Annotated in this window: 12 protein-coding genes and 1 pseudogene; 9 read left to right on the forward strand and 4 right to left on the reverse strand. The window is 53.9% G+C overall.

Annotated elements, in window-relative coordinates; genetic code table 11:
• Nucleotides 1-26: 26 nt before the first annotated feature.
• A complete protein-coding gene (locus IC803_RS06660) occupies nt 27-1,355 on the reverse strand; it encodes an MFS transporter (protein ID WP_081210970.1) in 1,329 nt (442 codons plus the stop codon).
• A 358-nt stretch (nt 1,356-1,713) separates the two neighbouring features.
• Between IC803_RS06660 and IC803_RS06665 the strand changes: the two genes are divergently transcribed.
• From IC803_RS06665 to IC803_RS18490, 7 genes are all read left to right on the forward strand, one after another.
• Nucleotides 1,714-2,478, forward strand: a complete 765-nt coding sequence (locus IC803_RS06665; RefSeq protein WP_081210972.1) for an IclR family transcriptional regulator — start codon at nt 1,714-1,716, stop codon at nt 2,476-2,478.
• A 16-nt stretch (nt 2,479-2,494) separates the two neighbouring features.
• Nucleotides 2,495-3,268 carry a type I 3-dehydroquinate dehydratase gene (gene aroD, locus IC803_RS06670; protein ID WP_081210974.1) on the forward strand — a complete coding sequence of 258 codons (774 nt, stop codon included), beginning with the start codon at nt 2,495-2,497 and terminating at the stop codon, nt 3,266-3,268.
• A gap of 24 nt (nt 3,269-3,292) precedes the next feature.
• Complete coding sequence (locus IC803_RS06675; RefSeq protein ID WP_081210976.1) at nt 3,293-4,492, forward strand: CaiB/BaiF CoA transferase family protein; 1,200 nt, start codon at nt 3,293-3,295, stop codon at nt 4,490-4,492.
• 187 nt (nt 4,493-4,679) lie between these two features.
• A complete protein-coding gene (locus IC803_RS06680; RefSeq protein ID WP_190304276.1) occupies nt 4,680-5,708 on the forward strand; it encodes a LacI family DNA-binding transcriptional regulator in 1,029 nt (342 codons plus the stop codon).
• A gap of 17 nt (nt 5,709-5,725) precedes the next feature.
• Complete coding sequence (locus IC803_RS06685) at nt 5,726-6,292, forward strand: shikimate kinase (RefSeq protein ID WP_081210980.1); 567 nt, start codon at nt 5,726-5,728, stop codon at nt 6,290-6,292.
• A gap of 460 nt (nt 6,293-6,752) precedes the next feature.
• On the forward strand, nt 6,753-8,504 hold the full coding sequence (locus tag IC803_RS06690; RefSeq protein WP_369827005.1) for a hypothetical protein: 1,752 nt from the start codon (nt 6,753-6,755) through the stop codon (nt 8,502-8,504).
• Nucleotides 8,505-8,648: 144 nt separating this feature from the next.
• Nucleotides 8,649-9,185, forward strand: coding sequence for a DOMON domain-containing protein (locus IC803_RS18490; RefSeq protein WP_369827006.1), 537 nt, complete (start codon nt 8,649-8,651; stop codon nt 9,183-9,185).
• Between the two features lie 176 nt (nt 9,186-9,361).
• On the opposite strand, the gene IC803_RS06695 is transcribed toward IC803_RS18490, so the two are convergent.
• Nucleotides 9,362-9,805 (reverse strand): hypothetical protein, encoded by a 444-nt coding sequence (locus IC803_RS06695; RefSeq protein WP_081210982.1) that lies wholly within the window; start codon nt 9,803-9,805, stop codon nt 9,362-9,364.
• A 144-nt stretch (nt 9,806-9,949) separates the two neighbouring features.
• Between IC803_RS06695 and IC803_RS18110 the strand changes: the two are divergent.
• Both IC803_RS18110 and IC803_RS06705 read left to right on the forward strand, forming a co-directional pair.
• Nucleotides 9,950-10,573: pseudogene (locus tag IC803_RS18110) on the forward strand (glycosyltransferase); the annotation flags it as partial.
• 16 nt (nt 10,574-10,589) lie between these two features.
• Nucleotides 10,590-11,021: a GtrA family protein gene (locus IC803_RS06705; RefSeq protein ID WP_081210984.1), complete on the forward strand. Its 432-nt coding sequence runs from the start codon at nt 10,590-10,592 to the stop codon at nt 11,019-11,021.
• Between the two features lie 145 nt (nt 11,022-11,166).
• On the opposite strand, the gene IC803_RS06710 is transcribed toward IC803_RS06705, so the two are convergent.
• Both IC803_RS06710 and proB read right to left on the reverse strand, forming a co-directional pair.
• Entirely contained in the window at nt 11,167-12,408 is a 1,242-nt protein-coding gene (locus IC803_RS06710; RefSeq protein ID WP_081210986.1) for a glutamate-5-semialdehyde dehydrogenase, read from the reverse strand.
• Nucleotides 12,405-13,529 (reverse strand): glutamate 5-kinase, encoded by a 1,125-nt coding sequence (proB, locus tag IC803_RS06715; protein ID WP_081211043.1) that lies wholly within the window; start codon nt 13,527-13,529, stop codon nt 12,405-12,407. Before proB ends, IC803_RS06710 begins: the two co-directional genes overlap by 4 nt.
• Nucleotides 13,530-13,584 lie beyond the last annotated feature (55 nt).

Below are 13,584 nucleotides of genomic sequence, written 5' to 3' on the forward strand. Positions count from 1 at the left end.
CTTGGACGAAGGCGTTTCTTTTTTCATTAGCGCACTTTGATGTGTCCGATGCTTGTGTTTTGCTTTGTTTCTGGCTGAGCCATCGGCTCGATCGGCTCTAAATCCGTCAACAGGAACAAATAGCTGAAAATGCCGGCGAGCAAAATGAGCGCCGCGACGAGAAAGGCGTACATAAACGAGCCGGTCGCTTGAACGATAAACCCCGTGACGATCGGAGCGGCAATGGCCATCGAGTTGTTGCCGAACGTCAACAGACCGGTCAATGTTCCGACCGTGCCTGGCGGTGCGATAAATGTCGGAATGCTGTAGGCGATCGAGGACGTGATGACTAAACCGCCGAGCGCAATCGAAATGCAAAGAATCGCGATGTTCGGGTTCGTCGTAAAGGCGGCGCCGATGACGGACAACCCAAGCAGCATGCCGATGACCAAAAACGTTTTTCGCACGCGCGTCGAATGTCCTCCCTTGTTGATCAGCCGGTCGACGAGCCATCCGCCGATCGCGATCTCTGAAATCGTGCCGACGATCCACGGAATCGAAGCGTACCAGCCTGATTTCAGCACCGACATGTGCATTTCTGTTGCCAAATAGCCGGGAAGCCAAGTGAGAAACAAAAACCACGAGTAGCCGTAGGCGGCAAACCCGATCAATGTCGCCCACACTTTTTTCTTCGTCAGCAAATACCGAATCGTCTCCCAGACGTTTCCAGATGTTTCGTCCGACTTTTGCGCCCCGCCTTGGACGATGTAGTCATACTCCTCTTTTGACAGTTGCTTGTCCTCATGCGGGTCGCGGTATGTTGCCCAGAAAATGATGGCGTAAATCAAACTGAGCAAGGCTGTCACGTAAAAGCCGGCCCGCCAGCCCCACTCGGTAATGATCCAAGCAATAATCGGGGTACCGATCGCATTCGACAGCTTGGACTGAGCGTCATATAAGGAAATGGCCGTCGATCGCTCATGGCGCGGAAACCATTGGCCGACCGCTTTAGCGGCGGAAGGGAAATACGGCGCTTCCCCAACTCCTAATAATACGCGTGACAAAATGACGAGCCCTTGGCCGCTGGCGACGGCGGTCAAGAAACACGCCACCGTCCAAATGATCGTCCCGATGCGCGTCACCCATTTGACGCCGATTTTATCGAGAATCACGCCGGCTGGGATTTGCAAAATGGCGTACGACCAAGCAAATGCGGACAACAAAATGCCAAGCTGCCCTGGAGTCAGGTCAAATTCTTCAGAAAGCGGTTTAATGCCGACAGACATATTAATGCGGTCGAAGTAGTTGACGATCACCCCTAAGGCAATTAAAGAAGCGATCGCCCAGCGGCGTTTTTTCACCTTCTTCATCTTCATGCACCGTCCTTTACGTTTTAGATTTTTAGATTGGATGAATGAAAGTGTTTGTACTATTGGCCAAAAGGCAAAAACAATTGTTCCGATTTATGTAACTTAGTTTCTATATATGGAACACATAAGGAATTATAACAAAATTCACTTTCATTGTCTATAACTTTCAGATTATTTAATCGACAAGACGGTGATTCTTCATTATTCCAGCTGTTTTTTTCCTTCTTTCAAGGGAAGTTGTTTTTTAGAGAGGAGCAAGAAAACGCTTGAACGATAGTGAAACATAGTGCTAAAATGAAAACAGGTGGTTCCATCTATAGAAAACAATTTCCGTTAAACGGAATTGAGAGGGGGGAGATATGCAATGAAGGAACGGATCGAAGACAGAAAACCTGAAGCCGGATTGCGCACGGTGCAGCGGGCGATCGATATTTTATATTGTTTTACGCTAGAGGAACAAGAACTATCGCTGACTGAAATCGCTAACAAAATTTCATTGGCGAAATCAACGACCACTCGTCTGCTCGCCACGCTCGAACAAAACCGTCTGGTCATCAAAAATCCGGAGACGTTGAAGTATCGACTCGGTCAAGGGTTGTATTATTTAGGACATATTGCCGGCAAGTCCATCGAAGTAAGAGAAATCGCCAAACCGGTGATGGAACGTCTGCGCGATGAGACACGGGAAACGGTGAACCTATACGTGCTGGAACAAGGTGCACGCGTTTGTATTGAACAATACGAGGGGCTTCAATCGCTCCGCCATATGGTAAAAATCGGCGAGCGGCTGCCGCTTTGGGCGGGAGCGGGGGGAAAAGTGCTGTTGGCGTATCAATCTCCTTCGTTTCAGGAGCGCATTTTGGCCCAAGTGCCGACAGAGGAGCGCCGGACTCGTTTAACCGCTGAACTGGAGATGATCCGGCAGCGCGGCTCTGCCTCAAGTATTGACGAGCGAGAGGTCGGTTCAGCGGCGGTCGCCGCCCCGATTTTCAACATTCACGGAGAAGTAAATGCCTGCCTATCGATCTCAGGACCGACGCACCGTTTTACGCCAGAGACGATCCGCTGGTTTGAATCGCTAGTCAAAGAGGGAGCCCAAACGATTTCAGAAAAGCTAGGTTACCGTTAGTAAGGGGGAGATCAATATGGCTATTTCAAAAGGCGCTATCAACGTGCGAAACATATCCATCGGGGGGGAAGAGCCGTGCATTTGCGCTCCGGTTGTAGGGGCGGATGCGGGGCAAGTGTTGGGGGAGGCAAGGCAAATCGTGGAGAAAAAGCCGCACTTGATTGAATGGCGGGCGGACTTTTTCGAGGCGATTCATGACGAACGGGAAGTGGCGGCCACGGCGAAAGAAATGCGGATGATCGCCGGAGACATTCCGATTTTGTTTACGGTTCGTTCCGAACTTGAAGGCGGATCGCCGATTTCCTTAACGGAAGAGGAAAAACTCCGATTGTTTGAAACTGTCTGCCAAAGCGGCGCGATCGATTTGCTTGATTACGAGCTTGTCCATGGGCCGCACGTTCCTGCTGTTCGAGAGCTAACCCGCCGCTATGGAGTGCGCCTTGTGTTATCCTATCACAATTTTGATGATACGCCATCGAAGGAGGAACTTGTCGCGAAAATGCGTCAAGCCGAACAATGCGGAGCCGACATCGCGAAAGCGGCCGTGATGCCGAAAACGCGGGGCGATGTGCTCGTGTTGCTGCAGGCGACGGAAGAGGCGCGGCAAGAGGTGGAAATCCCGCTCATCACCATGTCGATGGGGTCATTGGGTGCCATCACCCGCCTGGCGGGCGGACTGTTCGGTTCTGCCGTCACCTTCGCGGTCGGACAGCAAAGCTCGGCGCCGGGGCAAATCCCGATTGAAGACGTCCGGACCGCCTTATCGGTCATCATGAAATACGGGCAATAAATCGAAATGGGGGAGGAAATTGTCATGGCGCATTTGCCGTTAGAAGGCGTCAAAGTGCTTGATGTTTCGACGATGATCGCCGCACCGTTTGGCGCGGTATTGCTCGGCGACTTTGGCGCTGACGTCATTAAAGTGGAATTGCCGGGAAAAGGAGATACGCTGCGCCATGTCGGGCCGTTTAAGGATGGCGAGCCGCTTCGCTGGCCCGGGCTGGCACGTAATAAGAAATCGCTCACCCTTGATTTGCGCAAAGAAGAAGGAATGAACATTTTCAAGCAACTCATCCGCCATGTTGACATCGTCATTGAAAACTTCCGCCCTGGCACGTTAGAAAAATGGGGAGGCGGATATGAGGAGCTGAAACAAATCAACCCGAACTTGGTCATGATCCGCGTCTCCGGTTACGGCCAAACGGGGCCGTTCCGCGAAAAAGCCGGGTTTGGCACACCGGCGACGGCGTTCAGCGGGTTTACGTACTTGCAAGGGTATCCAGACCGCCCGCCCGTCAGCCCGTCGTTTTCGTTAACGGACTATATTACAGGCATTTATGTGGCATTTGCGGCGGTGACGGCGATTTACTACCGTGACGTCCATCCGAACGGCGAAGGGCAGATGGTGGATATCGGCCTTTACGAATCGGTATTCCGCATGATGGAATTTTTAATTGCCGAATACGACCAATTAGGCAAGGTGCGCGAGCGGTCGCCGGGATTATCCGGACATTCGAGCCCGGCCGGCACGTTTATGACGAAGGATGGGCATTGGGTCGTGCTGGTCACAAGCACCGATTCGACGTTCGAACGGCTGGCAAAGGCGATGGGCAGAGAAGATTTATTGACGCACGAGAAGTTTTGCACGAACGAACGGCGCCTCGCCCATCATGAAGAAACGAACGGTATCGTTGCCGACTGGATTCGTTCCAAACCGCGCGATGAACTGCTCCGGATTTTGGACGAACACGGGGTGCCAGTCAGCCCGATTTTAAGCATTAAAGATATTTTCGAGCATCCGCATTACCAGGCGCGGGAAAATATTATCGAAGTGGCTCATCCGCGGCTCGGCAAAATTAAAGTGCCTGGCATTGTTCCAAAATTTGAAAAAACGCCAGGTTCGGTGCGTCAGCTTGCGCCAGACTTAGGGGAGCATACGGAAGAAATTTTGCAAAGTATACTCGGTATGTCCGCGGAGGACATTCGGCAACTGAAAGAAAAAGAGATTATTTAAGCGGGGCGGCATGTCCCGTCTACTCCCGGCGTCTCGTTTGGAGATGGCGGGGCTTTTTTATGAGGTTTAGCCGTGCGGGCGAAAACGTTTCTTTTGGCGGCAGCCCGCGCCTTGCATTGACACTGTTTACAGCCAACATTTATACTTTTGGTAGACTGAAGCAACGATAAAGCAGGTGATCGGAATCGTGTCAAATAAAAAGCGCTCCCGCGTGACGCTTGAACAGGTGGCCAAACACGCTGGCGTGTCGCGGGCAACTGCCTCTCTTGTTGTCCGGGGGAGTCCGAATATTTCGAAAGAAACGCGGGAAAAGGTGCTGCAGTCCATGAAAGAGTTAGGCTATGTCTACGACCGCGTAGCTGCCAACTTGCGATCGCAGCGCTCTTCGACGGTCGGGCTGATCATTACTGAGCTTGATAATCCATTTTTTTCTGAGCTGCTCGTCGGTGTCCATGAGGCGCTTGACGAGGAAGGATATACTGTCATTTTAGGAACGACGTTTGATCGGCCAGAAAAACAAGACGCGCTTTTATCGACGATGCTTGAACACCGGGTCGGCGGCGTCATTATGAGCCCGGTTCCTGGTTGTTCGACAGAGATGCTCGAACGGTTGCAGCAATGGGATATTCCGGTGGTGCTGTTTGCCCGCGAGGAAATTCCTGCAGGACAATTTGATTATATCGGGATCGATAATGTGGCTGGCGGACGGCTGGCGACCGAGCATTTGATCGCCCAAGGGCACCGCCGCATTGCATTCATTGGCGGTTCCCCGCTTTCTTCTGTATGGAAAGCGCGCAAGGCAGGATATAGCGAAGCATTGCGCGCAGCGGGCATCGACGTCGATGAAACGCTGTTATTTCCATCAGCGACGGCTCGGCAAGGCGGAAGGATGGCAGTGAAGCAGGCTTTGCAGCACCCGAACCCGCCAACGGCGTTGTTCTGTTACAATGATGTGGTCGCTTTCGGCGCGATGCTTGGGTTAAAGGAAGAAGGGCTTGTTCCAGGACGCGATATCGCCGTTGTAGGCTTTGACAACATTCAAGAGTCGGCGCTGTTTCAGCCCCCATTAACGACGGTGGCGGCGTTTCCGGAGAACATCGGTGCCTGCGCTGCGCGGCGGCTGCACGAACGCATGGAAGGGGATGACAGCGAGCCGAAACGCATAATTTTAAATCCGGAACTGATTGTTCGGCAATCGTCGGGAAGGACCGGTTGAAAAGGGAGTGAAGGAATGTGGAGAAGCAAACCGCCATCCCGCTTCGCGAGCGGAACATCATTTTGATCGGCTTTATGGGGGCGGGGAAAACAACAATTGGTCAGCTGGTCGCGAAAAAGCTGTACCGAGACTTTATCGATGTCGACGCAGAAATCGAGCGGCGGCACGGGATGTCGATTCCTGAGATTTTTGCGCAAAAAGGGGAAGCGTACTTCCGTCAGGCTGAGCGAGAGCTCATTGTCGATTTATGCATGAACACGAGATTGAAAATTCTTTCACTCGGCGGCGGCGCGTATTTGCAGGAGGAGGTGCGGCGCGCGTGCCTCGCTCATGGCATCGTCTTTTTCCTTGACTTGTCATGGGATCATTGGAAAGAAGAGCGGCTGCCGCTCATTGTTGACAGCCGCCCGGTGTTGAAAAACAAAACGCTGGAAGAAGTGGAGCGGCTCTTTTTTCAGCGGCAGTCGGCTTACGCTCTCCATCATTCCCGCGTGGTCATCAATGAGCTTGAAGCCGAACAGGCGGCCAACCAAATTGTCGAGTCGATCAAATGGACGTGGGATGTGTACGAACCGAATCGGTAGACTTTCATGATGAAAAGGCAGGCTCTTGTCGGGAGCTTGCCTTTTCGTGTTAGATGGCCGCATCGAAAGCTGGTGATGGAGTGAGGGAATGCAACGCCGTCACCGCGGTTTTTCCAATAGCAGGTTTTGCGGGCGCTGCGAAAACGGTTCGGCGATGGGGAGCCGGATCCGCTTGTCCTCACCTTGCGCTCAGTATCGCATACTTGATAGGAAAGGGCGTTGTTTGGGTGGCCGTGGATGTGAGTGGTGGATGGACTCGTTTTCGGAAGCCATCAGAGAGGCCCATTTCGTGTTGGGGGATAGGACATTGGGGCATGTTCAGCGAATGGTGTGAGGAAGAACGGCCTGTCGTTGCGTTTCTTTTTGGGCAGAAATGCCCGTTTGCTTCTTTGTTTGTTCTTGCCGGACAAGCGTTCCTTTTGTTATAAGGAAGATACCGGGTGCGAGGGAGAGTGGGAAGATGGAGAAGCAGGCGTTCCGTTGGCTTTATGTATATCTTGTCCTTGTCGTGTTGCTTCTGTCGGCGCCGTATTGGCTTTGGTGGCTGAAGCCAGAAACGGAGCTTGAACTGCTCATTGTCGATAACACGGTGCCGGACCGGTCGTACCGCGAGCACCAAGGACTCATTTGGCTGCTTCGAGCGCAAAAATATGTGCACGGGAATGGTGAGACGTATGATGCGGCGCGTGATTATGTAGGATTTGTGCCAAAGGGGGGCGGGGCATACCAAGTGCGCCCGTTTCCGAAAACGATGAATCGCTATGATGCCGTGTATGTCGCTGACACGTACGGTGTCTATGAAGAAGAATTCGTTCGCCAGCGGACGGACGGGGCGCGGTCGGCGAAAGTGCATGGCGGGCTGGACGGCGAGACGGTGAAGGCGCTTTGGCGGTTCGCCCAGGAAGGGGGAAACACGTTGATCGCCGAATTCAATTCCATGGCTCATCCGACAGCCCAGGAGGTGCGCACGTCGTTTGAATCGCTGTTCGGCTTGCATTGGACGGGGTGGATCGGCCGCTATTTCCCCGATTTATCCAGCCGGGAAGTGCCGGCGTGGGTCAGGGAGAACTACGAACAACAATATGGGACGCCGTTTGCGTTCCGCGGTCCGGGAATCGTGCTTGTGGATGAACGGGATCGGTTGATGGTTTTGGATCGGCGCGATCTTGGCGACAGCGGCGTCGTGTTTTCGTATACGAAAGCGGGAAAAGCCCGATGGGGCCAACATGAGCGCGTTCCTTATTCGTACTGGTTTGACATCGTCCAGCCGTTTGATAAGGACGATGTGTTGGCGAACTATACGTTGTCGCTTTCCGAACGCGGGAAAGAGAAGCTGCGCGCCATCGGGATTCCGGTTTCGTTTCCGGCCGTTGTCCGCTATGAGACAAAGACGTATCAGTCGTACTACTTTTGCGGCGATTACGCCGATCAAGGCAGTGTGCCATCGATTTACCAAACAGTTGGATTTGACCTATGGCGCAAGTGGACGGCGAGCAGCCGCCCGGATGATGAGACGGCGTTTTATTGGAAAGTGTACGTGCCGATGATGAAAGCCATTTTGCAAGAAATCAAAAAATATAAAGAGGAAGAGAAGCGGCCTGCAGCTGCGGAAACGGTGGAGCAGGACGGCGTCCGCTTGGTGGGGACGGTCGGGCGCGACTATCTTCAAGTATACCGCCGCGGGCGGTGGGAGCCGCTGCTCATCAAAGGCGTCAACCTCGGCATCAGCAAACCCGGGGCGTTTCCGGGCGCGGCGAAGATTACGAAAGAAGAATATTTCCGCTGGCTACAGTACATCGGCGCCATGGGGGCGAACGCCATTCGCGTCTATACGATCCACCCGCCGGCGTTTTACGAGGCGCTGTACGAGTACAATCAGACCGCCAAGCAGCCGCTCTATTTGTTTCACGGCGTTTGGATCGATGAAGGGGCGATGCTGCGGACGAAAGATGTGTGGGCGCCTGAGGTGAATGAGGCGTTTCGCGTCGACATTCGCCGCACGATTGACCTCGTTCATGGCAAGGCCAGCATTCCAAAGCGGCCGGGGCATGCCGGCGGGGGTGTATCGATACGACCTTTCCCCGTATGTTCTCGGCTGGATTTTTGGTGTGGAATGGGACCCAGACGTGGTCGTGGCTGTGAACAAGAAACATCGCGGAGCGGGGGATTACCGCGGCACCTATATTTACACGAAAGGAGCAAGCCCGTTTGAAGCATGGCTGGCGCAGACGATCGACGAGGCTGCGCACGGCAGGGATCGATTTCGCTTTAATGATTCATGGCAAACAGCGCGCTCAGCTGCTCGTCGACAGCTACTATGATACCGTTTTATTATCATTACGGAGAAAAACTGCATATGATGCCGGCGGTGCCGTACGCCAACAGGAAAGACAACGGCATCTACCATCCGATTCGCCTAACCTTGAATAAGAAATTGGAAGAAACACGCGGCAAGGCAGTGCCGTTCGATGCGTACGAGACGGGGATGTTGCGGTTTGGCACGGCCAACCCGGATGATGCGGCGTACGATTCACTCGCCGATATCAGCGTCAGCCGCGATGGCGATATGTATGAAATCCGCCTCCCATGGGCGCTTTTGAACGTCACCGACCCGAGCCGGCGCGAGGTGATAGGCGACATTTGGTCGAAAGACGGCTTGAAGAGTCGACAGATCATCCGGGGCATCCGCCTTGGTGTGTATGTCGCAGACGAGAACAGTTCGTTTTCGTTTCCAGCAATGAATGGGAACGTGCTGCCGGCTGGGCGATTTTACGAGTACGCGTGGCCGGTGTGGGAGGCGCCGCGCTATCATGAGCGGCTGAAACAGTCGTATGAGATGATGAAAGAGTCGTTTTCACGCGCGGACATCACAAAGCAGCAAGCGGTGGAATAAAAGGGGAGAGCCCCGCGGGCAACATTTGCTTCCGTTCGCCGCAACGATGATTGATCGAGGCGGCTCCTTTTCAAAAAAGAATCCGCCTTGAAGAGGGGGCGGGCAGGAAACAGGAGCGAAACCGGCCGTCAAGCAAGCAGCTGCTAGCGGCCGGTTGTCTTTTTTCTTTTTCGTTTTCAGGAGATTTCGTTTTGTCCAGCCCGGGAACGGAGTTTTCGTTCATGTTGGAGGGTTTTGCGGGCGAGGAAGTCGACGGTTTCCTGCGTTTCCGACCATTCAAGACGCCAATAGTTGATTTTCGTTTCCAAGCGCTCAAATCGAGTGTCAGTGCGTTTTTCTAGATCCAAGAGCTTTTGGTGCAACCGGTCTTCCGTCTCTCGGATTTTGGCATACAGCCGACTTTCTGTATCCTGAATCTCGGCGCGCAATCGGCTTTCCGTATCTTGGATTTCAGCGCGCAATCGGTTTTCTGTATCTTGGATTTCAGTGCGCAATCGGTTTTCTGTATCTTGGATTTCAGTGCGCAACCGATCTTCCATTTCCTTCATTTGTTCACGGATTTTATCGGAATGCAAGTCAAGCGCCTTTAAAATTTGTCGAACGATGGTTTCTCCTTCCACATGATTCACCTCCTTTTCTCTTATCATAGCACATGACCGGCATTCGGAAAATGAAAATCTAGTCCACTCGTTCAGCCTTTTTCACCAAACTTGCACCAACACTATGTCACGTCACCGTAGGAAACAAAAAAATGACGGAAAGGGCAAGATCCTCCTGAACTCATTTTGGAGATGATCGAGCGCTCGAAGGAAGGGTATGAAGTGGTATATGCCCGGCGCGTCAAGCGGAAAGGCGAGACAGCGTTCAAAAATGGACGGCTTACGTGTTTTATCGGTTGCTGCGGGCGGCGACCGAGATCGACATTCCCGTTGATACGGGTGATTTCCGTCTCATTGACCGGAAGGTGTGCGATCAGTTACTCTATATGAGAGAGCAAGGTCGTTTTGTCCGGAGACTCGTAAGCTGGATCGGCTTTCGGCAGACAGCGATTGAATTGAACGGGAACCGCGTTTTGCTGGTGAGACGAAATATCCGCTCAAAAAGATGATTCGGTTTTCGCTTGATGGCATCACTTCTTTTTCACACAAGCCGCTCAAGCTGGCCAGTTTGCTTGGCTTTTTGTTGTCGACGGTGAGCGTCGTCGGTATGATGGCTGCTTTATACTTGAAACGGTTCACCCATTCGACGGTTGCTGGATGGACGTCGCTCTTTATGGTGATGCTTCTTTGCAACAGGGGGGTGACGACGATGCTCGGATCGGGGAATATATTGGTTGAATGGATGAAAAGGCGCAAGAGCAGCCGATCTATACCGCCAATGAAACATGAGGAGTCGGAATGAGACATGAATGAAATCCTTCATACCTTCCGTAAAGAAAAACAAGCTGTATGGCGGTTTGCCGTCGTCGGGGCGGGCAATACGGTGGTTGATTTTGTCGTCTTTTTCTTGCTTGCTGCAATGGCCGTCCCGGCGGCGGCCGCCCAAGTCGTTTCCTACGGCGCCGGGATGGCGAACAGCTATATTTGGAATCGTCTGTGGACGTTTCAAATGAAACGAAAGGCGAACATTGGAGAATTTTTGCGTTTTCTTGCCGTTAATGGATTGTCGCTTGGCGCGTCGCTTCTCGTTTTGCTTGCAGTCAAACGGTTCATGCCGCTCTGGATGGCGAAAATGACGGCCACGTTGGCCGGGATGGCCGTGAATTTTATCGGCAGCCGCTGTTGGGTGTTTGCGGAAACGGCTGAAAACGACTTGGATGATTCGTATCTACGCTGATATGTCAAAGTGAAAAAGCGGTCCGGAATGTGGTTTTCCGGATCGCTTTTTGTCTGCCGTTCAGAGCAACGGGATGTCTCTTTAAAAAGCGGCCGTACGCAAATATAGAACAAATGGTGCGCGCTTTGGCGGAAAGAAGCGCGCTTTACGGCCGAATTTGCCCCGTCCCGTACACGAGCGATTTCGTTGTGGTGATGGCCACAAGCCCCATCGGCCCGCGGGCGTGCAGCTTTTGCGTGCTGATCCCGATTTCTGCCCCGTAGCCGAACTGTTCGCCATCCGTGAAGCGGGTGGACGCGTTATGGTACAAGACTGCCGCGTCGACGGCTTGGAAAAAGCGGCGGACGTGCGCCTCGTTTTCGGTGATGATCGCTTCCGAATGTTTCGTCCCGTAGCGGCCGATATGCTCGATCGCTTCATCGACATCGGCAACGAGCTTCACGGCTAAAATCGGCGCCAAATATTCTGTATGCCAGTCTTCTTCCGTCGCTTCGCTGACAAACGGATGCATAGCGGCAAGGCGGCGGTCGCCGCGCAGCTCGACGTTGCGGGCGTGAAGCGCCTCAAGCAGCTCGCCTGTGTGCGGCCACTTTTCATGAATGAGCATCGTTTCGACGGCGTTGCAGACGGACGGACGCTGCAGTTTGGCGTTTAAGACGATATCGATTGCCATCGGCCGCTCGGCCGATTCATCGATGAAAATATGGCAGTTGCCGACACCGGTCTCAAGCACTGGCACGGTGGCGTTTTCGACGACCGAGCGGATAAGCCCCGCTCCGCCGCGCGGAATGAGGACATCAAGATACTCGTTGAGGCGGAACATGCGCTGGGCCGTTTCCCGGCTCGTGTCTTCGAGCAGCTCAATGGCTGTTTCCGGGATGGCTGTTGTGCGAAGCGCCTCTTTCATGACGGCAACAAGCGCTTTGTTAGAATGAAGCGCCGATGAGCTGCCGCGGAGCAGGACGGCATTGCCCGTTTTTAGGCAAAGGCTGGCGGCATCGACCGTCACGTTCGGGCGCGCCTCATACACCATGCCGATCACCCCAAGCGGCACGCGCACCGTTTGAATGCGAAGCCCGTTCGGCCGCGTCCACTCCTCGATGACTTCCCCGACCGGGTCAGGCAATGAGTTGACTTGGCGGACGCCGCTGATGATTTGATCGATCCGTTCATTCGTGAGCTGCAGCCGGTCAAGCAAAGCCGGTGACAGCCCTTGCGCGCGGCCGGCGGCCATATCTTTTTCGTTTTCCGCCAAAATGACGGCGCGTTGGCGGTCGATGGCTTTGGCGATCTGTTCCAATGCCGCATTTTTTTCTTCGGTAGACAGCATGGCCAACGTTTGTGACGCCGTTTTCAACCGTTCGGCTTTTTCAAGCAGTTCGTTCATCTTTGTACACGCTCCTTTCGCAAAGTGACCCAATTGTCGCGGTGGATGACTTCCGGGCGGTGAAGGTAAGAGTATTGCCGGGCCTCTTCGCTCGGCCGCCCTTTCACTTTTTTCAAATCGGCGGCGGCGTAATACACCTGGCCGCGGCCGATGGTGACGCCTTTTTCGTTGACGACGTCGACGACATCCATCGCATGGAAGTCTCCGGAAACGGCCGTGATGCCGGCCGGAAGCAAGCTTTTCCCCCGGGCAAGCAGCGCTTCCTCGGCGCCGCTGTCAACGGTGATCGTGCCGGAAACGGGTGCGTGATAGGCGATCCATTGCTTGCGCATTTGCATTTGTTTCGGAAACGGAACGCCGATATACGTACCGTCGCCTTTTCCGGCTAAAATATCAACCAGTTTTTCTTGGCCGCTTCCCGTGCCGATGAAGACGCTGACGCCGAAGGAGAGCGCCTTTTGCGCGGCGAACAGCTTTGAGCGCATGCCGCCGGTGCCGACCGCTGAGCCGCTGCCGCCGGCTGAGGCGAGCATCTCGCTTGTAATCTCCGGCAAAAAGGCGTACTTTTTCGCCTGCGGGTTCGTTTTCGGATTGGCGTCGTACAGCCCGTTAATGTCGGTGAGCAAAACGAGCGCATCGGCGTGCAAAAAGCCGGCGACAAGCGCTGATAGCATATCATTGTCGCCAAACGTCAACTCTTCGACGGAAACGGAGTCGTTTTCATTGATGATCGGCACGGCGCCGTGTTCTAGCAATGTGGTGATCGTCGCAAACAAGTTGCGAAACCGCTCGCGGCTGTAAAAATCGCTGCGCGTCAACAACAATTGGGCGGCGGTGAAGCCAAATTGGGCGAACGCCGCGCTGTACGCCTGCATCAACAAGCTTTGTCCGACGGCGGCAGCTGCCTGTTTGCCGGCGATCGTTGTCGGCCGCGTCGGGTAGCCTAACGGCCCGAACCCGGCCGCAACCGCACCGGACGTGATGAGAATGATGTCATGGCCGAGCTGTTTCATATAGGCGATCGCTTTGACATGGTCGAGCAGCTTGTCATGGCAAAGGCCGCCTTTTGGGTCAGTGAGCGAGCTGCTCCCGATTTTGACAACGACGCGCTGCCGTTTCATGGCGTTCCCTCCTTTGCGTGTTTTGCCGCTGTCGATTCCATTGTTCTTTGCCGCC

Origin of the sequence: Geobacillus sp. 46C-IIa (genome assembly GCF_014679505.1) — a bacterium.
Classification (GTDB): Bacteria; Bacillota; Bacilli; order Bacillales; family Anoxybacillaceae; genus Geobacillus.

Bases quoted from the DNA above. Each gene is read 5' to 3' on its own strand.
- IC803_RS06710 (WP_081210986.1), bottom strand. From the start codon at position 12,408: ATGAACGAACTGCTTGAAAAAGCCGAACGGTTGAAAACGGCGTCACAA.
- IC803_RS06675 (WP_081210976.1), top strand. From the start codon at position 3,293: ATGGCGCATTTGCCGTTAGAAGGCGTCAAAGTGCTTGATGTTTCGACG.
- IC803_RS06660 (WP_081210970.1), bottom strand. From the start codon at position 1,355: ATGAAGATGAAGAAGGTGAAAAAACGCCGCTGGGCGATCGCTTCTTTA.
- IC803_RS18490 (WP_369827006.1), top strand. From the start codon at position 8,649: ATGATGCCGGCGGTGCCGTACGCCAACAGGAAAGACAACGGCATCTAC.
- aroD (WP_081210974.1), top strand. From the start codon at position 2,495: ATGGCTATTTCAAAAGGCGCTATCAACGTGCGAAACATATCCATCGGG.
- IC803_RS06690 (WP_369827005.1), top strand. From the start codon at position 6,753: ATGGAGAAGCAGGCGTTCCGTTGGCTTTATGTATATCTTGTCCTTGTC.
- IC803_RS06665 (WP_081210972.1), top strand. From the start codon at position 1,714: ATGAAGGAACGGATCGAAGACAGAAAACCTGAAGCCGGATTGCGCACG.
- IC803_RS06705 (WP_081210984.1), top strand. From the start codon at position 10,590: ATGAATGAAATCCTTCATACCTTCCGTAAAGAAAAACAAGCTGTATGG.
- proB (WP_081211043.1), bottom strand. From the start codon at position 13,529: ATGAAACGGCAGCGCGTCGTTGTCAAAATCGGGAGCAGCTCGCTCACT.